The sequence below is a fragment of the Streptomyces sp. NPDC089915 genome (assembly GCF_040684675.1).
GTDB lineage: Bacteria > Actinomycetota > Actinomycetes > Streptomycetales > Streptomycetaceae > Streptomyces.
Window position 1 is genome coordinate 17,810 of the sequence record NZ_JBFBGN010000063.1, and the last position, 20,821, is coordinate 38,630.

17 protein-coding genes and 1 pseudogene are annotated in these 20,821 nt (G+C 70.6%); 10 read left to right on the forward strand and 8 right to left on the reverse strand.

All coding sequences use genetic code 11. From position 1 onward, the window contains the following. Positions 1-873: 873 nt before the first annotated feature. The gene (gene dnaA, locus AB0O29_RS19955; protein WP_365153241.1) at positions 874-2,658 is read right to left on the reverse strand and encodes a chromosomal replication initiator protein DnaA; all 1,785 of its coding nucleotides are present in this window, start codon (positions 2,656-2,658) and stop codon (positions 874-876) included. Positions 2,659-3,018: 360 nt separating this feature from the next. Here dnaA and rpmH point away from each other — a divergent pair, with 360 nt between their 5' ends. The 9 genes and pseudogenes from rpmH to AB0O29_RS20000 all read left to right on the forward strand — a co-directional run bounded on the left by rpmH (position 3,019) and on the right by AB0O29_RS20000 (position 9,468). Next, complete coding sequence (gene rpmH, locus AB0O29_RS19960) at positions 3,019-3,156, forward strand: 50S ribosomal protein L34 (RefSeq protein WP_007265229.1); 138 nt, start codon at positions 3,019-3,021, stop codon at positions 3,154-3,156. A 21-nt stretch (positions 3,157-3,177) separates the two neighbouring features. Further along, the gene (rnpA, locus tag AB0O29_RS19965) at positions 3,178-3,552 is read left to right on the forward strand and encodes a ribonuclease P protein component (RefSeq protein WP_365153242.1); all 375 of its coding nucleotides are present in this window, start codon (positions 3,178-3,180) and stop codon (positions 3,550-3,552) included. Beyond that, a pseudogene (gene yidD / locus AB0O29_RS19970) lies at positions 3,549-3,803 on the forward strand (membrane protein insertion efficiency factor YidD); the annotation flags it as partial. The gene rnpA and the pseudogene yidD, both read left to right, overlap by 4 nt. 30 nt (positions 3,804-3,833) lie before the next feature. Further along, on the forward strand, positions 3,834-4,940 hold the full coding sequence (gene yidC / locus AB0O29_RS19975; protein ID WP_365153243.1) for a membrane protein insertase YidC: 1,107 nt from the start codon (positions 3,834-3,836) through the stop codon (positions 4,938-4,940). Between the two features lie 14 nt (positions 4,941-4,954). Next, positions 4,955-5,467 (forward strand): R3H domain-containing nucleic acid-binding protein, encoded by a 513-nt coding sequence (locus AB0O29_RS19980; protein ID WP_365153244.1) that lies wholly within the window; start codon positions 4,955-4,957, stop codon positions 5,465-5,467. A 117-nt stretch (positions 5,468-5,584) separates the two neighbouring features. Continuing rightward, positions 5,585-6,301, forward strand: a complete 717-nt coding sequence (gene rsmG, locus AB0O29_RS19985) for a 16S rRNA (guanine(527)-N(7))-methyltransferase RsmG (protein ID WP_365153245.1) — start codon at positions 5,585-5,587, stop codon at positions 6,299-6,301. A 255-nt stretch (positions 6,302-6,556) separates the two neighbouring features. Next, entirely contained in the window at positions 6,557-7,675 is a 1,119-nt protein-coding gene (locus tag AB0O29_RS19990; RefSeq protein ID WP_365153246.1) for a ParA family protein, read from the forward strand. After that, positions 7,672-8,757, forward strand: a complete 1,086-nt coding sequence (locus tag AB0O29_RS19995) for a ParB/RepB/Spo0J family partition protein (RefSeq protein ID WP_365153247.1) — start codon at positions 7,672-7,674, stop codon at positions 8,755-8,757. Before AB0O29_RS19990 ends, AB0O29_RS19995 begins: the two co-directional genes overlap by 4 nt. Before the next feature lie 87 nt (positions 8,758-8,844). Next, positions 8,845-9,468 (forward strand): GNAT family N-acetyltransferase, encoded by a 624-nt coding sequence (locus tag AB0O29_RS20000; protein ID WP_365153248.1) that lies wholly within the window; start codon positions 8,845-8,847, stop codon positions 9,466-9,468. A gap of 93 nt (positions 9,469-9,561) precedes the next feature. Here the strand turns inward: AB0O29_RS20000 and trxA are convergent, their stop codons facing one another. The 7 genes from trxA to AB0O29_RS20035 form a co-directional block, all read right to left on the reverse strand. Next, the gene (gene trxA, locus AB0O29_RS20005) at positions 9,562-9,900 is read right to left on the reverse strand and encodes a thioredoxin (RefSeq protein WP_365153249.1); all 339 of its coding nucleotides are present in this window, start codon (positions 9,898-9,900) and stop codon (positions 9,562-9,564) included. Positions 9,901-9,947: 47 nt separating this feature from the next. Continuing rightward, on the reverse strand, positions 9,948-10,907 hold the full coding sequence (gene trxB, locus AB0O29_RS20010) for a thioredoxin-disulfide reductase (RefSeq protein WP_365153250.1): 960 nt from the start codon (positions 10,905-10,907) through the stop codon (positions 9,948-9,950). A gap of 147 nt (positions 10,908-11,054) precedes the next feature. Further along, positions 11,055-12,002, reverse strand: a complete 948-nt coding sequence (locus AB0O29_RS20015; RefSeq protein ID WP_365153251.1) for a zf-HC2 domain-containing protein — start codon at positions 12,000-12,002, stop codon at positions 11,055-11,057. Beyond that, on the reverse strand, positions 11,999-12,700 hold the full coding sequence (sigM, locus tag AB0O29_RS20020) for an RNA polymerase sigma factor SigM (protein WP_365153252.1): 702 nt from the start codon (positions 12,698-12,700) through the stop codon (positions 11,999-12,001). Before sigM ends, AB0O29_RS20015 begins: the two co-directional genes overlap by 4 nt. Before the next feature lie 26 nt (positions 12,701-12,726). Then, positions 12,727-14,448: a protein kinase family protein gene (locus AB0O29_RS20025; protein WP_365153253.1), complete on the reverse strand. Its 1,722-nt coding sequence runs from the start codon at positions 14,446-14,448 to the stop codon at positions 12,727-12,729. 117 nt (positions 14,449-14,565) lie between these two features. Next, the gene (murJ, locus tag AB0O29_RS20030; protein WP_365153254.1) at positions 14,566-16,743 is read right to left on the reverse strand and encodes a murein biosynthesis integral membrane protein MurJ; all 2,178 of its coding nucleotides are present in this window, start codon (positions 16,741-16,743) and stop codon (positions 14,566-14,568) included. 46 nt (positions 16,744-16,789) lie between these two features. Beyond that, positions 16,790-19,054, reverse strand: coding sequence for a DUF6049 family protein (locus AB0O29_RS20035; RefSeq protein WP_365153255.1), 2,265 nt, complete (start codon positions 19,052-19,054; stop codon positions 16,790-16,792). Between the two features lie 196 nt (positions 19,055-19,250). Here AB0O29_RS20035 and AB0O29_RS20040 point away from each other — a divergent pair, with 196 nt between their 5' ends. Then, positions 19,251-20,726 carry a CCA tRNA nucleotidyltransferase gene (locus AB0O29_RS20040; RefSeq protein WP_365153256.1) on the forward strand — a complete coding sequence of 492 codons (1,476 nt, stop codon included), beginning with the start codon at positions 19,251-19,253 and terminating at the stop codon, positions 20,724-20,726. Positions 20,727-20,821 lie beyond the last annotated feature (95 nt).

Sequence of the window (20,821 nt, forward strand, 5' to 3'; positions counted from 1 at the left end):
CGGAACCGCCTCCTGCTGTTGCTCGCTCGTCTGCCGGCCTTCGTCGTCGGTCGTCGATGCCTCGACCGATGCCGGTGACCAGTCTGACGTACGGCGCCGACAGTCGTTGCGGCTGGCGGTCAAGTCGGGAGCGAGGCGTCGGGGCGGCCGTCCGACGAGTTGTGCACAGGACCCGCTTGAAAACCGAATCCACGCTAACTCTCTATGGGGGTAGTAGTAGGGCCTGTGGAAACGGTGGAAAAGCTCGTTCTCGCAGGTCAGACCCAGTTTTTTATCCCCACACCCTGTGGGTGGCACCGGTGGACAACACGGTGTCTCTGTGGAGAAAGGAAAGTTCTGCACAGGTCGTCCCCAGGGGACCCCCACTACTCCACAGGTGTGTCCCCAGATTTTCCCCAGAAGTCCACAGCCCAAACGTCGACATCCGTGTGACGGCTTTCACTCTTGACGGTGATGGGAGGGGGCTGGTTGCCGAACAGTGGACAACGGTGTGGAGAACCGTCGGGAACCTGTGCACAGGATCCCCCAGCCTGTGAGTCGGCGGTGGACAGAGGAGTGGATGAGCCTGTGGACGATTTTTCTGTCCACAACCTGTGGATGAGGCTTGCGCACAAATCCACAGCTGCCTGACCTGGGCTGATGAGGCCTCAACCTGCACTCCTGTGGACAGATTGTGGGTGAGGATCGCTGTCCTCAGGCTGTGGACGAAAGAAAGTTGGGGAATCTGTGGACAACCTCCCCTCCCGGGGGCGTATTCGAACAGAGCAGGGGCGCACGAACGACGAAGGGCGCCCCCGGTTCGATCCGGGAGCGCCCTGACAGGAGGTTTCCCTGCGGTCGCGGAGCCCCCTGACACGCCGCCGGGGGCCGTCGTCAGCCGTTCTTGATGCGGTTGGTGAGCTCCGTGACCTGGTTGTAGATGGACCGCCGTTCCGCCATCAGGGCGCGGATCTTGCGGTCCGCGTGCATGACCGTCGTGTGGTCGCGGCCGCCGAACTGGGCCCCGATCTTCGGCAGGGACAGGTCGGTGAGCTCCCGGCACAGGTACATGGCGATCTGCCGCGCCGTCACCAGGACCCGGCTCCGCGAGGATCCGCACAGGTCGTCCACGGTCAGCCCGAAGTAGTCCGCGGTGGCCGCCATGATGTCGGCGGCGGTGAGCTCCGGCGCGCTGTCCTCGCCCCCCGGGATCAGGTTCTTGAGGACGTCCTCGGCCAGGCCCAGGTCCACCGGCTGCCGGTTGAGGCTCGCGAACGCCGTCACCCGGATCAGCGCCCCCTCCAGCTCGCGGATGTTGCGCGAGATCCGGGAGGCGATGAACTCCAGCACCTCCGGCGGGGCGTTGAGCTGCTCCTGCACGGCCTTCTTGCGCAGGATCGCGATCCGGGTCTCCAGCTCGGGCGGCTGGACGTCGGTGATCAGACCCCACTCGAAGCGGTTGCGGAGCCGGTCCTCCAGGGTCACCAGCTGCTTGGGCGGCCGGTCGGAGGAGAGCACGATCTGCTTGTTGGCGTTGTGGAGCGTGTTGAAGGTGTGGAAGAACTCCTCCTGCGTCGACTCCTTGCTCGCGAGGAACTGGATGTCGTCGACGAGCAGGATGTCCATCTCGCGGTAGCGCTTGCGGAAGGCGTCGCCCTTGCCGTCGCGGATGGAGTTGATGAACTCGTTGGTGAACTCCTCCGAGCTCACGTACCGCACCCGGGTGCCGGGGTAGAGGCTCCGCGCGTAGTGCCCGATGGCGTGCAGCAGGTGCGTCTTGCCGAGACCCGACTCCCCGTAGATGAAGAGGGGGTTGTACGCCTTGGCCGGCGCCTCGGCCACGGCCACCGCCGCGGCGTGCGCGAAGCGGTTCGAGGCACCGATGACGAAGGTGTCGAAGAGGTACTTGGGGTTCAGCCGGGCGGTCGGCTCCAGCGGGCCCGAGGTCGAGCCGCCGGACGGGGCCGACGGCGGCGGCGCGGGCGTCGGCCGGGCCGGGCGGGGCGCGGGCTGCTCGTACGGCGGCTGGTCGTAGGACTGCTGCTCGTACTTCTGCGCCTCGTACTGAGGCTGCTCGTACTTCTGCTGTTCGTAGGAGGACGGCTCGTACTTCTGCTGCTCGTAGCCGCCCTGGTCGTAGCCGCCGGGTTCCGGCTGCTGGAGGTAGCCGGGCTGCGGGGAGGCGTACGGGTCGCGCTCGGGGAAGCGCTGCTGCTGCCAGCCGTAGTCGTCCTGGCCGCCGCGCGGCCAGGCGCCGGGCTCGGGGCGCGGCTGCTGGTACTCCGGGTAGGCGGGGCGGGCGGTGGGGAGCTGCTCCTCGCCGGGACCGGCGCCGGGGCGCGGGCCGCCGTACGGCTCGTAGGACTCGCGTGAGGGCGCGGGCGCGGCGGGGGGCGCGGGCTCGCCGGCGGAGTCGTCCACGGTGATGGCGATCCGGATCGGGCGGCCGCACTCCCGGCTGAGGGCGTCGCTGATCAGCGGGGCCAGGCGGCCCTCGAGGACCCGCTTGCCCCACTCGTTGGGGACGGCGAGCAGGGCGGTGTCCGCGACGAGGGCCAGCGGCTGGCAGCGCTCCACCCACTGCTTGTCCTTCGGCTCGATCCCCTGCTGACCCTCGCCGAGCAGCTTCTCGAGCACGCGTGGCCACACTGCGGCAAGATCGGCAGGTACGTCAGCCACAGAGCACGCTCTCTCACAGGTCCCGCGTCCCACGAATGTGTGGTTCTTTGGGACGGTCGGGACAAAAAATCAGGGATCAGGCAACGGTAGTCAGCCCGGTGGCTACGGTTCAAGTCGTTGTCCACAGCCTGTGCACAGTGTGGGGCAGGGGACGCTCGGTTTGACCGGATGGCGTAGCCCCGCGTACCGTAGCGAGGTCGAGTTGTCGATGGCTGCTGCCGCCTGCCTACCGATGGGCGAAGGTCACTGATTGTGATCATTTAGCGGTGTCCACTCGGGCGAACACGCGAGTTCCTCGTGGGCGCACGGTGACAGCCAGGCGATGTACCGCCACAACGATTCATTCTCTGGAGCCCCCGAGTGAGCAAGCGCACCTTCCAGCCGAACAACCGCCGTCGTGCCAAGACCCACGGCTTCCGTCTGCGTATGCGTACCCGCGCCGGCCGCGCCATCCTGGCGAACCGCCGCAGCAAGGGCCGTTCCGCCCTCTCCGCGTAACAACGCGCAGGTCGTGACGTCGTGCTGTCTCCCGAAAATCGGCTGAGGCGGCGCGAGGACTTCGCGAGCGCGGTACGACGAGGGCGCCGGGCCGGTCGCCCGCTCCTCGTCGTCCACCTACGTACCAGCGGTGCCACGGACCCGCACGAGCCGGGGGAGACTGTTCCCTCGCCGCGTGCGGGTTTCGTCGTCAGCAAGGCCGTCGGCGTCGCCGTCGTCCGGAACCGGGTGAAGCGTCGCCTGCGTCACCTCGTCCGCGACCGGCTGGCGCAGCTGCCCGCCGGTAGCCTGGTGGTGGTGCGGGCCCTGCCCGGAGCGGGTGACGCCGCCGTCGACGAGCTGGCCCGCGACCTGGACGCCGCCTTGGCGCGGCTGCTGGGAGGCGCGGCTCGATGAAGTACCCGCTGCTCGCTTTGATCAAGCTGTACCAGTGGACGATCAGTCCGCTGCTCGGGCCGGTGTGCCGTTATTACCCCTCGTGCTCGCACTACGGGTTCACGGCCATCGACCGGCATGGTGCGGTGAAGGGGACGGGCCTGACCGCCTGGCGGATCCTGCGGTGCAACCCGTGGTCCCCGGGTGGTGTGGACCACGTCCCACCCCGTAAACGCCCGCGTTGGCACGAGCAGCTGCGCAGTGCGTTGCGTAGATCTCGCAATGCTCAAGGAGCCTGATTAGTGGACACGATTGCCAGTCTGTTCAGCTTTATCACCACACCCGTGTCGTGGATCATCGTCCAGTTCCACAAGGTCTACGGCGCGATCTTCGGTGCGGACAGTGGGTGGGCCTGGGGCCTGTCCATCGTGTCCCTGGTGGTCCTGATCCGTATCTGTCTGATCCCGCTCTTCGTCAAGCAGATCAAGGCCACGCGCGGCATGCAGGCGCTCCAGCCGAAGATGAAGGCGATCCAGGAGCGCTACAAGAACGACAAGCAGCGTCAGTCCGAAGAGATGATGAAGCTGTACAAGGAGACGGGCACCAACCCGCTCTCCTCGTGCCTTCCCATCCTGGCGCAGTCCCCGTTCTTCTTCGCGCTCTACCACGTGCTCGCGGCCATCGCCAACGGCAAGACCATCGGCGTGATCAACCAGTCGCTGCTGGAGAGCGCCCGCCAGGCGCACATCTTCGGCGCCCCGCTGGCCGCCAAGTTCATGAACAGCAGCGAGGACGTCGCCAAGCTCGGCGCCTCGATCACCGACGTGCGCATCGTGACCGCCGTCATGATCGTCATGATGTCGCTGTCGCAGTTCTACACCCAGCGCCAGCTGATGCAGAAGAACGTCGACCTCTCGGTCAAGACGCCGTTCATGCAGCAGCAGAAGATGCTGATGTACATCTTCCCGCTGATCTTCGCGTTCATGGGCATCAACTTCCCCGTCGGCGTCCTCGTCTACTGGCTGACCACCAACGTGTGGACCATGGGCCAGCAGATGTACGTGATCAACCAGAACCCGACGCCGGGCAGCAAGGCGCAGGACCAGTACCTGACCCGTCTCCTGAAGCACGTCTCCACCCACGGGAACGTCAAGGGCCGGGGCAAGAAGAAGATCGTCGCGGCGATCGTCGCCAAGGGCCCGGACCGCAACGACAACGAGCGCAAGTTCATCACCGCGCTGTCGAAGCAGGGCATGGCCGCCCAGACGGACGGCTCCGTGATCAAGAGTTCTGAGGCCACGGCGGACGCCGACGCGGCGAGCGGCGGTGTCGCGACGAAGCGGCAGCAGCCCAAGCGGCAGACGAAGTCGAAGCGTCAGACGCCCCCCAGCAAGCCCTCCAAGAAGTAGAAGGAGTCCCTCCCGTGACGGAAGGCACCACCACCGCCGCCGCTGAGAGTGGCGACACCCTCACCCGCCTCGAGCAGGAGGGCGAGATCGCGGCCGACTACCTCGAGGGGCTGCTGGACATCGCCGACCTGGACGGCGACATCGACATGGACGTCGAGGCCGACCGCGCCTCGGTGTCGATCGTCAGCGACGCGGGCGGCCGCGACCTGCAGAAGCTCGTGGGCCGCGACGGTGAGGTCCTGGAGGCCCTTCAGGAGCTGACCCGCCTCGCGGTGCACCGGGAGACCGGGGACCGCAGCCGGCTGATGCTGGACATCGCCGGTTTCCGGGCGAAGAAGCGCGCCGAGCTGGCCGCCGTGGGCGCCCAGGCCGCGGCGGACGTGAAGGCCTCGGGCGAGCCGCTGAAGCTGGCTCCGATGACCCCGTTCGAGCGCAAGGTCGTCCACGACGCGGTGGCGGCGGCCGGCCTCAAGAGCGAGTCCGAGGGCGAGGAGCCGCAGCGCTTCGTCGTTGTGCTTCCGGCCTGACCCGGAATGTTGTGAGTCGGCCCCGCCTGTGTCGCAGGCGGGGCCGATGTTTGTAAGCCTGGCAGTCGAACGACCACGGTTTTGGCGTGAGCGGTTCTGTACGGAAGGACGGTCCCCGTGACGGAGGCAGCGGAGCTTCCCCCGGCGCCTGAAGAGGCGCGCGCGGTGTTCGGTGAGTTTTTCCCGGAAGCTGTGCGGTATGCGGAGCTGCTCGCGGACGCGGGCGTCAAACGAGGCCTCATCGGGCCTCGTGAGGTTCCCCGGCTGTGGGAGCGGCACCTGCTGAACTGCGCGGTGCTCTCCGAGGTGGTGCCCGCCGGCGTCACCGTGTGCGATGTGGGCTCGGGAGCCGGTCTGCCCGGTATCCCGCTGGCCCTGGTCCGGCGGGACCTGAAGATCACCCTGCTGGAGCCGCTGCTGCGCCGGACGACCTTCCTCCAGGAGGCCGTCGAGCTGCTGGGGCTGGACCACGTCACGGTGGTGCGCGGCCGGGCCGAGGAGGTGCTGGGCAAGGTCCAGCCCGTGCACGTGGTCACCGCCCGCGCGGTCGCCCCGCTGGACCGGCTGGCGGGCTGGGGCGTGCCCCTGCTGCGGCCCTACGGCGAGATGCTGGCGCTCAAGGGCGATACGGCAGAGGAGGAGCTGGTGACGGCGAAGGCCGCCCTCAGCCGGCTCGGTGTGGTGAAGACCTCAGTGCTCCAGGTCGGCGAGGGCGTGGTCGACCCCCTGTCCACGGTGGTCCGGGTGGAGGTCGGGGAGAGCCCCGGCGGGGTGCGCTTCGCGGCCAAGCGGGCCAAGGCGGCGCGGGTCGGACGGACGCGCCGACGCCGCTGAGGCCTGGGCCGAGGGAGCGATCCGGGGCGGGTTGCGCCCTATAGGTATGGATTTCGGAGTGTCGTAGTGGGCTGAAGACTCCGTCCCGGCATCGTGTTTCACGTGAAACGTCGCTCTCTGCTGCACGGAATCATCAGCCGCGGCCGGGCTGCCGCGGCCCCCCGCCCCCGCCGCGACGCGGGGGTGACGGAGTTGTCCACAACGGTGGATTCATCCACAGGAGCACGGGCCCCGCTGGTTCGCGGGGCCCGTGGCATGGCAGGCTCTGTTCATCGCGAGCCCGCTGCCGAGGAGAGTGACACCGTGCGGTCCGACGCCAACCTCGCGGGGCCGATGACCGATCCGGTCCCCGGTCCCCGCTCCGAACCCCAGGGCGATGACGTTTCGCTGGGCGCACCCCCGGCGATGGCCGGGGGAGACGTTCCCTCACCCCTCGTCGACAACGACGAGGACACCCCCATCGGCCGTGCCGCGCAGCTGGCGGTGGAGAACATCGGGCGTTCCGGTGTCCCCCTGCCCCGGCCCGCCGAGACCCGGATCATGGTGGTCGCCAACCAGAAGGGCGGCGTGGGCAAGACCACGACGACCGTGAACCTGGCGGCCTCCCTGGCCCAGCACGGCGCACGGGTCCTCGTGATCGACCTCGACCCGCAGGGCAACGCCTCCACGGCGCTGGGGATCGACCACCACGCGGACGTGCCCTCCATCTACGACGTGCTCGTCGACAGCCGGCCCCTGCTGGAGGTCGTCCAGCCCGTGGTGGACGTCGAAGGCCTCTTCTGCGCCCCGGCCACCATCGACCTCGCGGGTGCCGAGATCGAGCTGGTCTCCCTGGTGGCCCGCGAGAGCCGGCTCCAGCGGGCGATCCAGGCGTACGAGCAGCCGCTCGACTACATCCTGATCGACTGCCCGCCCTCCCTGGGCCTGCTGACCGTGAACGCCCTGGTGGCGGGCGCGGAGGTACTGATCCCGATCCAGTGCGAGTACTACGCGCTGGAGGGGCTGGGCCAGCTCCTGCGCAACGTCGACCTGGTGCGGGCCCACCTCAACCCGACCCTGCACGTGTCCACGATCCTGCTGACGATGTACGACGGCAGGACCCGGCTGGCCTCGCAGGTGGCGGAGGAGGTGCGCACCCACTTCGGCAAGGAGGTGCTGCGCACCAGCATCCCGAGGTCGGTGCGCATCTCGGAGGCCCCGAGCTACGGGCAGACGGTCCTCACCTACGACCCGGGTTCCAGCGGTGCCCTCTCCTACATGGAGGCGGCGCGGGAGATCGCGCTCCGCGGAGCCGGAATCCATTACGACGCCCAGAACGCCCACACGGGCGCGGGCATGAACAGCACGCAGAGCATGGCGGAGGGGATCCAGTGAGTGAGCGACGTAGGGGTCTGGGGCGGGGGCTCGGCGCGCTGATCCCGGCCGCTCCCCAGGAGAAGGCTCCGGCGATGGGCGCGGGGTCCACGTCCCCGTCGGCCGTACCGGTACTGACGTCGGAGCGGGGCATCGCCGCGGCGAAGCTGGCCGCCCTGAGCCAGGCCGATGTTTCACGTGAAACGCTGCCGCAGGGCGAGCCGGCGGCCGTGCCCGCGCCGGCCCGGCCGGAGGAGACGGCGGGGGCGACCTTCGCGGAGCTTCCGCTGGACGCCATCACGCCGAACCCGAAGCAGCCGCGCGAGGTGTTCGACGAGGACGCCCTCGCGGAGCTGGTGACCTCGATCGAGACGGTGGGTCTGCTCCAGCCGGTGGTCGTCCGGCAGGCCGGGTCCCCCGGGCGCTACGAACTCATCATGGGCGAGCGGCGCTGGCGCGCCTGCCGTGAGGCGGGACTGGAGCGCATCCCCGCGATCATCCGGGCGACGGACGACGAGAAGCTCCTTCTCGACGCCCTCCTGGAGAACCTGCACCGGGCGCAGCTGAACCCGCTGGAGGAGGCGGCTGCCTACAGCCAGCTCCTTGAGGAGTTCAACTGCACCCACGACCAGCTGGCGGACCGGATCGGGCGCTCGCGTCCGCAGGTCACGAACACGATCCGGCTGCTGAAGCTCTCGCCCCGGGTGCAGCGCCGGGTGGCGGCCGGGGTCCTCTCGGCGGGTCACGCGCGTGCCCTGCTGAAGGTGGAGGACACCGGGCGGCAGGACGATCTGGCGCAGCGGATCGTGGACGAGGGGCTCTCGGTCCGTACGGTGGAAGAGATCGTGGCCCTGATGGACTCCGAGCCGTCGGGCGCCGTGAAGCCCAAGGGCCCGCGGGCCGGCGGCCGGGTCTCTCCGGCGCTCAGCGAGCTGGCGACGCGGCTGTCGGACCGGTTCGAGACGCGGGTGAAGGTGGACCTGGGCCAGAAGAAGGGCAAGATCACCGTCGAGTTCGCGTCGATGGAGGACCTTGAGCGGATCCTGGGGACCCTGGCGCCGGGCGAGGGCAGGGTGCTGGAGCAGGGCCTCTCCGGGGAGTAGCCCGTCCCCTCCCGTTTTCCCCACTGCCCCCTGTTTCTCGAGATGTCCACCCTCGAAGAAGCAGGGGGCAGTGGTTACGATGCGGTCATGGGTCGTCGGCTCGTACCGCTCACGCTGGACAACCTCCAGGACCTGCCCAGGCGTTGCCGCAGCTGTGTGTTCTGGGAGCTCGATCCCGTCACCGGCGAGGCCGCCGTGAAAGCGGGCACCGCGGAGCTGGAGAAGGAGGCCTGGATCTCCTCCGTCCTGCTGGACTGGGGCTCCTGCGGCCGGGTGGTCTACGTGGACGAGGTCCCGGTGGGCTTCGTCCTCTACGCGCCGCCCGCCTACGTGCCCCGCGCCGCCTCTTTCCCGACGAGCCCCGTCTCCCCAGACGCGGTGCAGCTGATCACGGCGTGGATCATGCCGGGCTATCAGGGGCAGGGCCTCGGACGGGTGATGGTGCAGACGGTCGCCAAGGACCTGCTGCGGCGGGGGTTCAAGGCGATCGAGGCCTTCGGCGACGCCCGTTGGGAGAGGCCCGCCTGTCTACTGCCCGCCGACCACCTGCTGTCGGTGGGCTTCAAGACCGTACGCCCCCATCCGGCGTATCCGCGGCTGCGGCTGGAGCTGCGGACGACGCTGTCGTGGAAGGAAGACGTGGAGCTGGCCCTGGACCGGCTGCTGGGCGGGGCGAGGGCGCGGAAGGAACCGGCGCTGCGGCCGCTGTGAAGGTCATCGGGTACGTGGAAGGGGCCGCCCCCGGGAGGGGCGGCCCCGTTGTTTCACGTGAAACATCCCCCGGCGGTCGCCGGGGCCCGGCCCTTAGGCCTTGGCCTGGATGAAGCCGTCCAGGTCGCGCAGGATGGCGGCCTTCGGCTTGGCACCGACGATGGTCTTGGCGACCTCGCCGCCCTGGTAGACGTTCAGGGTCGGGATGGACATGACGCCGTACCGGGCGGCCGTGGCCGGGTTCTGGTCGATGTTGAGCTTGACGATCTCGATCTGGTCGCCGTACTCGGCCGCGATCGCCTCCAGGGACGGGGCGATCTGGCGGCACGGACCGCACCACTCGGCCCAGAAGTCCACGAGCACGGGCTTGTCGCTGCCGAGGACCTCGGCGTCGAAGTCGGCGTCAGTCACGTTCTTGAGGGTGCCGGCCACAGCGGCCTCCTTCTTTCCTGCGGGGTGGGGTGTAGGGGTGGAGCGGGTCAGACGGTCGCGGCGGCCGGCTCGGCGTCCGAGAGCGCCGCGAGGAAGCGCTCCGCGTCGAGCGCGGCGGAGCAGCCGGTGCCGGAGGCGGTGATGGCCTGACGGTAGGTGTGGTCCACGACGTCGCCGGCGCCGAAGACACCGGGGACGTTGGTGCGCGTCGAGGGGGCGTCGACCTTGAGGTAGCCCTCGTCGTCCAGGTCGAGCTGACCGGTGAAGAGCTCGGTGCGCGGGTCGTGGCCGACGGCGATGAACAGGCCGGTCACGGGCAGCTCGGAGGTCTCGCCGGTCTTGGTGTTGCGCAGCGTCAGCCCGGAGAGCTTCTGCTCGCCGTGGATCTCGGCGACCTCGCTGTCCCAGGCGAAGGAGATCTTCGGGTCGGCGAAGGCGCGGTCCTGCATGGCCTTGGAGGCGCGCAGGCTGTCGCGGCGGTGGACGATGGTGACCGACTTGGCGAAGCGGGAGAGGAAGGTCGCCTCCTCCATCGCGGTGTCGCCGCCGCCGACCACGGCGATGTCCTGGTCCTTGAAGAAGAACCCGTCGCAGGTCGCGCACCAGGAGACGCCGCGTCCGGAGAGCGCGTCCTCGTTGGGCAGACCGAGCTTGCGGTGCTGGGAGCCGGTGGTGACGATGACGGCCTTGGCGCGGTGCACGGTGCCGGCGGTGTCGGTGACGGTCTTGATCTCACCCGTGAGGTCCACGGAGACGATGTCGTCCGGCACGAGCTCGGCGCCGAAACGCTCGGCCTGCGCACGCATGTTGTCCATGAGGTCCGGGCCCATGATGCCGTCCCGGAAGCCCGGGAAGTTCTCGACCTCGGTGGTGTTCATCAGCGCGCCGCCCGCGGTGACGGCACCCTCGAAGACCAGGGGGCTGAGCGAAGCGCGTGCGGTGTACAGGGCGGCCGTGTAACCGGCCGGCCCGGAGCCGATGATGATCACGTTTCGTACGTCGCTCACGGGTTCTTTCCTCGTCTCTGCGGACTTCGTGGTGCCTACCGGGGGCCGGTGCGGACTCTCACCCCACCCAACGGATCCTACGGCGCCCGCATTCCCCGCCCGTCACCCTCTGCCTCCGAATGTGCCGGGAGCCGCACCCGCGGTCCTTCAGCCGCGCGGGTACGTCCGGGTGAGAAGGGGCTTCTCCGTGGTTCCGGAAGGGCCGTCCGCGCAGCCCGAGGCCACGAGGTAGGCGTCCACCAGAGCGGGGTCCTCCGTGTGGGGCAGGACGACGAGGTAGACGGGTGTGCCCTGGTAGCGGCCCGGCTCCGCGGCGAGGGGGGTCTCGGTGCGGCCGGTGGCCCGCTGCACGCAGGGGGGCACGGAGGCCGGGGCCGGTTCCGGCGAGCCCGGCCGCTCGGCGGGGGCCAGCCCGGGGGAGGGGTTCTCCAGCTCCATGGTCCGGTTCGAGTCCCCGGGCGCGGTCTTGGGCGCGTTCGCGGCGGGCCCGGCGGCCAGCAGCCGGTGGACGTTCTGCTGGAGCCCCTGAGCGGTGTACTCGCCGGGGGCGGCCGAGCCGTCGGCCCGCACGGTGTTGCTGCTCGTGGTGGTCTCGTGGGCGCCGGTCCCGGTCAGTCCGTTGAAGAGGAGGACGCCGAGGACGCAGGCGGCCGCGCCGGCGAGGCCGGTGAGGACGGCGATCCGGCGGCGGGCGCGGCGACGGCCGGGGCCCGTTGAGCCGGACGGGTGACCGGTGGGCCGGCGCTCGGTCCGGACCGGGACGGTTTCACGTGAAACATCGGCCGTGGTGCGCGGTCCGGGAGCGGGCGGGGCCTCGGCCCGGGAGGCGGTGGAGTCGAGCAGGGCCTCGGCGGCGAGGGCCGCGTCGATGCGCCCGGCGATGTCGGAGGGCATCCGCGGCGGTCCGGGCAGGGTGCCCAGCAGGGAGCGGATCTCCTCCAAGGAGGCGAGGACGTCGGCGCACAGGGCGCAGTCCGCGAGATGGCGGCGGACCTCGGCGGTGCGGGAGGGGGAGAGGAGACCTTCGGTCAGGTCGGAGATCTCCGAGACCTCCGGGTGCCGGATCGTGCCGGCAGTTCCGGTCGTGGGGGTCACGGTCGTCCACCTCCGCCCTTCACAGGGTCTGGGTCTGGTTCTGGATGCCTGGGGTCTGCCGCAGATGGGACGGGTGCCCCCGGCGTCCGGTTCCTTCCCCGCTCGGCGGCGGTGTTATCCCCGGCATTCGTGCGCAGATGAGTGAGGAGCGGGAGGAGTTTCGCCCGGCCGCGCGCGCACCGGCTCTTCACGGTGCCGACGGGCACGTCGAGGACGGCGGCGGCTTCGGCGACGGGGTAGCCCTGCATGTCGACGAGGACGAGGGCGGCCCGCTGGTCGGCGGGCAGGGTGGCGAGGGCGGCCAGGAGCTGCCGGTGGAGGTCCTGGCGCTCCGCGGGGGCCTCGGCGGACTCGTGGGGCTCCAGGAGGCGCTCCAGGCGTTCCGTGTCGGCGAGGGGAGCGGTGCGGCGGGAGGCGGCCTTGCGGGCACGGTCCAGGCAGGCGTTGACGGTGATCCGGTGCAGCCAGGTGGTCACCGCGGAGTCCCCGCGGAAGGTGTGGGCGGCCCGGTAGGCGGAGACCAGGGCGTCCTGGACGGCGTCGGCCGCCTCCTCCCGGTCGCCGAGGGTCCGCAGGGCGACGGCCCACAGCCGGTCGCGGTGCCGCCGCACCAGCTCCCCGAAGGCCTCCGGGTCCCCGGCGACGTGCAGGGCCAGGAGTTCCTGGTCGCTGCGGTCGCCGGCTGCGGCTTCGTCCAACGGTGAGCCCCCTCCCCTGCCGGGCGTCAGCCCTTGAACTTCACGTCCGTGATGCCCTGCTTGTACCCGGCGCCGCTGTAGTCGTCGTAGCCCGCGTACGGCATCTCGGTGATCCACAGGAGCACGTAGCGGGTCCTGACCGGCTTGTCCGTGGTCAGCTTGGCGCCGTTGTCCTTGGTGGTCGTGCCCGCGATCTTCTTCTTCGCGTCGGTGGCGCTCTTGAGCGACGGCGACATCGAATCGACGGCGTAGAGCGTCAGGGTGGTGTGGTCGCCCGGGTGCCTCAGCCCTATCGAGGCCTCGCTGACCTCCTGCTCGGAGCCGAGGTCGTAGATGATCCCGACACCGGGCTTGATCACGATCTTCGGGCCGTCGGAGAAGCTCTTGGTCCGCCAGTAGCTGGAGGCGTCCCCGTCGTAGGTCTTGCCGACGTCGGCGGCGTTCTGCGGGGTGCCGTCGGGGGCGAACTCCTTCGCGTCCTTGATGGGGACGGCGGCGAGTTCCTTCTTCTCCGGGGCGGGGCCCTGCTGCTGGGGCTGGGTGGTCTCGCTGTTGTTCTGCTTGCCGTGGTCCAGGAGGGCGTCGGCCAGCTGCCAGCTGCCCAGGCCCAGGGCGGCGATCAGGAGGGCGGCGACGCCCCACTTCAGGGCGCGGCCGGTACGGCTCTGCAGCGGGGGCGGCGGGGGCACGGGTGCGGCGATCTTCGTCGTCGGCATGCCGACGGGAGCCGGGCGTCCGTAGCTGCCCTGCTGGTAGGTGGTGTGCTGGTACTCCGGCGGGGCCGTGAAGGCGGGCTCGGGCGGCCGGATGCGGGGCATCGCGGCGACGGCCTTGGCCAGCTCCTCCGGGGTGGTGCAGGCGGGCTCCTGGCGGGAGGCGGTGGCCCCGTCGTTGGCGAGGGCGCGCATGGCGAGCTCGCCGAGACCCCGGTGGACGCCGGCGCGGACCTGGTCGGGGGCGAGCAGGCCGACGCCCTTGGGCAGCCCGCGCAGGCCGTAGGCGTCGTTCTCGTAGGGCCAGCGCTGGGTGAGGGCGGCGTACAGCAGGGCGCCGATGGCCTCGGTGTCCGCCCGCTGCGGGGTGTCGCTGGTGATGCCGCGCAGGGCGGCGTTCACGGCGAGGCCGCGGATGCGGTACTGGCCGGTGGAGGTACGGAGTATCGCGCTGGGCGTCAGGCGCAGGTGGGCCAGGCCCTCGCGGTGGGCGGCGGCCATGGCCTGGGAGACCTGGCTGACCAGCTGGTAGGCCTCGTGGGGCTCCAGCGTGCCGTCGGCGAGGACGGCGGTGAGCTCGGTGGCGTCGGGCAGCCACTCGTGGACGACGTAGACCAGGTCGTTCTCCTCGACGGCGTCGAGGACCTGGACGAAGCGGGGGTCGCCGAGCAGCGCGGAGGAGCGGGCCGCCGCCAGGACGGTGCGGGCCCGGGGGTGGTCGGCGGGCAGCAGGTGCACCCCGACGGCCCGGCGCAGCTTCTCGTCCATGGCGCGCCAACTGCTGAATCCGTCCAGACGGGTGACGCACTCCTCGAGGCGGTAGCGCCTCGCGAGCTTGTGGCCGCTGTGGAGTTCGGGCGCGGCCGCGGGTGCCGCGCTTCTGCGTTCGCCGTCCTTCTCGGGCATGGGCTCGTCCGCGGCTCGTCCGTTCTGGGTGTCCACCCCGTCGGCCGTGGCCTTGGCCGCATCTGCGGCCAGCGGCTGGTCGCCGCTGTTGTCGGCCACGTCGACGGCAGCCGTGCTACGTTCCGCCACCGTCGTCCCTGCCTCCCCATCCGTTGCGCGCTGTCGGCCAGTCTGCGAAGCCATGCCAATTGTGCCCACAGTCCGGCGCTATGCACGACACGCGATCGGGCCCGACGGTTGTGCGCATCAGCGTCCCAGTCGGCCGCGGACCATTCCGACCATGGAGTTGAGCTCTTCGATCCGCATGCGCTTGGCGGCGACGAGGAACACGGCCGCCAGTACGATGCCGCCGCCGACCAGGGCGGAGAGGGAGCCGAGGGCCCCGCTGCCCAGGAACCGCATGATTCCGAAGGCGGCGGCGCCGCCGACCGCGGCGGCCGGGACGCAGGCGCCGATCAGGCGGGTGTAGGTGCGCATCACGTGGGCCCCGTCGAGGTCTCCGCCGAGGCGGGACTTGAGGCGGCGCCAGGCCACGCCGACGCCGACCACGTAGCCGAGGCCGTAGGCGGCGGCCATGCCGACGACCGCCCAGCGCGCGGGCAGGACGAAGTAGGCGAGGACCGAGACACCGGCGTTGACCGCCGCGACGATGACCGTGTTGTAGAAGGGGGTCCGGGTGTCCTCGTAGGCGTAGAACCCGCGCAGGACCACGTACTGGACCGAGTACGGGATCAGACCGAGGCCGAAGGCCATCAGGACGTAACCGATGTTCACGGCGTCCTTGCCGGCGCTGGCGTAGAGCAGGGTGGCCATCGGGACGCCGAGCGCGAGGAACGCGAAGGCGCAGGGCACGATGGCGACGGCCGAGGTGCGCAGGCCGTAGGAGATGTCGTCGCGGACGGCGGCGGCGTCGCCGTCGTGGGCGGAGCGGGAGATGCGCGGCAGGACGGCCGTCATGACGGAGACGGTGATGATGGCCTGCGGCATCTGCCACAGCAGCAGCGCGTAGTTGTAGGCGGTGATGCCGGTACCGCCGTGGCCCTGCTTCTCGGCGGCGGTGCCGGCCGCGGTGGCGAGCTGGGTGACGACGACGAGGCCGATCTGGTTGGCGAGGACGAAGAAGAACGTCCACTTGGCCAGTCCGGCCGCCTTGCCGAGGCCGTGGCCCTTCCAGTCGAAGCGCAGGCGCGGCCTGAAGCCGGCGTCGCGCAGGTAGGGCAGCATCGCGAGGGACTGGACGGCGAGGCCGAGCAGGGTGCCGATGCCCAGGAGGCGGACCCCCTCGGGGGTGATGGTCGCCTCCGAGACCCCGGAGGCGGTGAAGCCGCCGAAGGCCCAGATGAAGGCGCCGAACGTGGCGATGACGACGATGTTGTTGAGGACCGGGGTCCACATCATCGCGCCGAACCGGCCCCGGGCGTTGAGGATCTGACCGAGCACCACGTGGACGCCCATGAAGAACATCGTGGGCAGGCAGTAGTGGGCGAAGGCCACGGCGACGTCGAGGCGCTTCGGATCGCCGGCGATCGTCGGCGACATCATGCGGATGAAGAGCGGGGCGGCGAGGACGCAGACGGTGGTCACCGCGCCCAGGAGCGTGATGACGAGGGTGAGCAGGCGGTTGGCGTAGGCCTCGCCGCCGTCGTCGTCGTTCTTCATGGCGCGCACGAGCTGCGGGATGAAGACCGCGTTCAGGGCGCCGCCGCCGACGAGGACGTAGATCATCGTCGGCAGGGTGTTGGCGACCTGGTAGGAGTCGTTGAGGGTGGCGACGCCGATGGCGCCCGCGATGACCAGGGTGCGGGCGAAGCCGGTGATGCGGGAGACGATCGTGCCCGCGGCCATCAGCGCGCTGGACTTGAGCAGGCTGGCCGCCTTGCCGGCGGGCTTGCTCGGGGCCGGGGCGGCGACGGGGGCCTCCTCCGCCGGAGCGCCGGGGGCCGCCTGCTGGTCGCGGTAGAGGTGGGTGAAGGCGTCGGGCTCGGGCTGCTCGTCGGAGGCGGCCGTCACGAGCGAGTCCACGCCGACGAACTGCGTCGTCGCCGCGTGGTCGCCGTAGGGCAGGTGGCGGGAGGGGCCGTCCGGTTCGGGCGGCGGGGTCTGGGCCCACACGCGCGGGTCGGGGCCGTGCGAGGGCGCCTGCGGGGCCGCGTACAGCGGACCGGGCTCCTGGTAGGTGCCGGGCGGCGGCGGGGGGTGCGAGGCCCGGTCGTAGAGGACCTCGGCGACCGGGTCCTGGGCCGACAGGTCCTGCGACCGGTACGGGTCGTAGTCGTAGGCGTCCTGGACGTACGGGTCGTGGTCCGGCGCGGGCGCGGGCGGCGGAACCTGCCCGGGCACCGGAGTGCCGGGGGCAGTGCCCTGGGAGGGCCCAGCAGGCCCGCCAGCGCCCTGCGCGCGGTCACCGTCGTACGGCGCGTTCATCGCAACCCCACCTCATCGTCCCCAGGCCGACCGGCCACGGCATCGCTCAACGGTCCACTGTCTCACCCGTTCCGGACCCCTCTGTGCTTTGCGGTCCGGTGTCCGTGCTCTCGTCACTCGGCTGCGTGCTCTCCTCGGCGGCCGCCCGGGCGGCGACCCGCTTGCGGCTGGCGTACATCTTGATGCCGGCCAGGACGAGGAGGAGCACGCCGCCCGCGATGACGAGCATGACGGTGGGGGTGATCTCGGTGGCCTCGACGGTGAACCTGCGTTCCTTGCCGTACGGCACGCCGTCCTTCGTGAACAGGCGTGCGGTGACCTCGACCGGACCACTCGCGGTGGCGTTGGCGGTGAACTTTACCGTCTGGCTGTGGCCGCCCTGAACGGTGACTTCCTGTTCCGATTCGCCGCTGTCGCCCACCATCAGACGGGTCGGATTGGCGGACTTCACCCTCAGTACCAGGTTGTGTACGTCCTGGACGAGGCTGTTCTGGACGCTGACCGGGATCGTCGCGCTATGTCCGGACAAGGTGGCGTCGGACTTGGGGATGACCTTGACCTTGTCGGTCAGTCCGACCAGGTAGGCCTGGACCTCGTCGCGGTAGCGGTCGGCCTCCTCGGGGCGGCCGCGCCAGGACGTGGACATCTCCCGGTTGGTGGTGTTGCCGAAGGGGATCTCGACCCGGTCCGGCGCCGTGAGGATGACCTTGAAGTGGTCGAGGGTGCTCTGGGTGGTGCGGATCTTCTCGAACGCCGACACCGGGAGCTCCTGCCGGCTCAGGGCCTCCGGGTACTGGCCCGCGCCGGGGACCTGGGTCGCGGCGCCGGGGTCGGGCTTGGCGGCGGCGGCCGCCTCCAGGTCGGAGGGCTGGGTCCAGCGCGCGGCCTGGAGCCCGCGCAGGGCGATGGCCATCGAATCGGCCTGGCTGGCGGAGGGACGGCGCTGGGGCGCCACCACGTAGCTGCGCGGCTCGTCGCCGTTCTGCAGGTTGAGCGCCAGGCTGTGGGCGAGGAACCGCTGCACGGCGAGCGTGGAGTTCCCGGCGCTGGCCATGTCGCCCTCGAAGGCCGTGGACAGGGAGGCGTCGGCGACCACGGCGGTGGTGCCCGCGCCGATGGGACGGGCGGCGCTCGGCGTGTAGCCGAGCGCGCCGGTCTCCTGGAGGCTGTCGCTGCGGGTGAGGACGTTGTGGGCGCCGGCCGAGGTGGCGACGTTCACGATCGACGGGTCGATCGCGCCGTCCACGGGCCAGGAGAAGTCGGTGGAGGCGGGCACGTGCAGCACCGTCTCGACGGCCTGCTTCGCCTTGTCCGTGGCGGGCCGCAGCTGGCCCAGGGTGCCGGAGACGTCCTTGCCGTGGTGGGCGAGGGAGGCGATGTCGGGGTCGGCGAACGGCAGGGCGACGACCTTCTTGCCCTGGACGGCCGACTCCAGGGAGCTCAGCCACTGCTCGGCGACGGCCTTGCTGCGGCCCTGGACGGGCTTTCCGCCGTCCGCGCCGCGCACCCGGTAGCCCTTGGTCATGGCGTCGACGGTGGCCAGCAGGTCGGGGTCGATGACCCAGGTGACGGGCAGGTCCTTGCCGAGCGAGACCATCCGCTCCAGCCGGCCGCCCGGCCGCAGCTCCTCGGCGAGGGAGTCGTCCATGAAGACCGGGGTCTGGACCTCGTCCGAGCCGGTCTCGGCGGTGACGCGGGTCGTGGAGATCAGCGGCCACACGTAGGTGAGTGAGGAGCGCTTGGCCGCCGGGTCCGGCTGCCAGGGCAGGAAGGTCCGCTGGATGCCGAGCACCTGCTCGGAGGGGTGGCCGTCGGTCGACCCGGACACGGAGACGCCCAGCTGGTAGACGCCGTCGGCACCGAGGTCCAGCTTGTTCACCGGCACCTTGATCGTGAAGGGCTGGCCGACCTTGGAGGGGAGGGAGTCGATCTTCACGGCGAAGGCGGGGTCGATCTCCCCCGGGTCGGCCCCCGGCCGGAAGCCCTTGCGGTCCGCGACCTCGTCGATGGCCGACCGGTCGCCCACCATGGGTCCGACCCGCAGTCCGACGTGGGCTCCCCTGACCGTCTCGCGGCCGTTGTTGACCACGGTCCCCTGGATGGTCAGCGTGTCGCTCTTGACCGGGGCGCTGGGCGAGACCTCGGACAGCTGGACGTCGACGGAGGACTCGGCGGCCTGGGCCGCGGGGGCGGGGGCGTAGATCAGAGCGGCCAGTACCGGCGTTCCGCTCAGCAGGACGACCGCCCGCCTCAGCCATCGTCGCCGGGCGGGGACGGAGGCCGCCCCCTGGATTTCTGCCGCCTCGGCCACGCGCTCACCAGTCCCTCGAAGTGTCAGTGGTCGTCGGTTCTGCGTCCACGCATGGTAACGAGGCGCGCTGTGCGCGAGTGCCGCGCCTTGCTCCACAAGATCCCTTCCGCCCCGGTTCCGGTTCCCGGGCCGGGGCGGCAGCGCCCGGGAGAAACCGGGCGGCCCCCGGCGGGCGGGGCACGTACCCTTTTCTGTTGTGCCGAACGCCAATGAAGACAACCCCAGTGCCCTGAGTCAGGTGCAGCGCCGCGCGGTCAGTGAACTGCTGCGGGTCGCACCCGTCGCCGACGAGCTCGGCCGCCGGTTCCAGGAGGCGGGCTTCCGCCTCGCCCTGGTCGGCGGGTCCGTACGCGACGCGCTGCTCGGGCGTCTCGGCAACGACCTCGACTTCACCACCGACGCGCGTCCCCAGGACGTTCTGAAGATCATGCGGCCGTGGGCCGACTCCGTCTGGGACGTCGGCATCGCCTTCGGCACGGTCGGCGCCCAGAAGGGCGCCCGCGTCGGAGACGAGGTCCGCAGCTTCCAGATCGAGGTCACGACCTACCGCTCCGAGGCGTACGACCGCACCTCCCGCAAGCCCGAGGTCTCCTACGGCGACTCGATCGAGGAGGACCTGGTCCGCCGGGACTTCACCGTCAACGCCATGGCCCTCGCCCTGCCGGAGCAGCGGTTCGTCGATCCGCACGGCGGTCTGGAGGACCTGGCCGCCGGCGTGCTGCGGACGCCCGGCACCCCGGAGGACTCCTTCTCCGACGACCCGCTGCGCATGCTGCGGGCGGCCCGGTTCGCCGCGCAGCTGGACTTCGAGGTCGCCCCCGAGGTGGTGGCGGCCATGAAGGCGATGGCCGACCGGATCGAGATCGTCTCGGCCGAGCGGGTGCAGGCCGAGCTGAACAAGCTGGTGCTCGCCGCCCACCCGCGCAAGGGCCTGGCGCTCCTGGTCGACACCGGTCTCGCGGACCGGGTCCTGCCGGAGCTGCCCGCGCTGCGGCTGGAGAGTGACGAACACCACCGGCACAAGGACGTCTACGACCACTCGCTGATCGTCCTGGAGCAGGCGATCGCGCTGGAGGAGGACGGCCCGGACCTGGTCCTGCGGCTCGCTGCCCTGCTGCACGACATCGGCAAGCCCCGGACACGCCGCTTCGAGAGCGACGGCCGGGTCTCGTTCCACCACCACGAGGTGGTGGGCGCGAAGATGACCAAGAAGCGCATGACGGCGCTGAAGTACTCGAACGACATGGTCAAGGACGTGTCCCGGCTGGTCGAGCTGCACCTGCGGTTCCACGGCTACGGGGACGGCGAGTGGACCGACTCCGCGGTGCGGCGCTACGTGCGCGACGCGGGCCCGCTCCTGGACCGGCTGCACAAGCTGACCCGGTCCGACTGCACCACCCGCAACAAGCGCAAGGCCAGCGCGCTCTCCCGGACCTACGACGGCCTGGAGGAGCGGATCGCGCAGCTCCAGGAGCAGGAGGAGCTGGACGCGATCCGCCCCGACCTGAACGGCAACGAGATCCAGCAGGTCCTGGAGATCGGCCCGGGCCCGGCGGTGGGCAAGGCGTACGCCTTCCTGCTGGAGCAGCGGCTGGAGCACGGTCCGATGGAGCGGGAGGCCGCGGTGGCGGCTCTCAAGCAGTGGTGGGCCGAGCAGGCTCCCCGGGCCTGACGGCGGTCGGCCGCGGCCCCGGGCCGATGTTTCACGTGAAACGGTGCCTACGTTTCACGTGAAACATCGACCCCGTAGCGGCGCCGGCGCCGGAA

Excerpts from the sequence above, each read along its gene's own strand:
- murJ (WP_365153254.1), bottom strand. The coding sequence starts at position 16,743 with ATGAACGCGCCGTACGACGGTGACCGCGCGCAGGGCGCTGGCGGGCCT.
- AB0O29_RS19990 (WP_365153246.1), top strand. The coding sequence starts at position 6,557 with ATGGCAGGCTCTGTTCATCGCGAGCCCGCTGCCGAGGAGAGTGACACC.
- AB0O29_RS20000 (WP_365153248.1), top strand. The coding sequence starts at position 8,845 with ATGGGTCGTCGGCTCGTACCGCTCACGCTGGACAACCTCCAGGACCTG.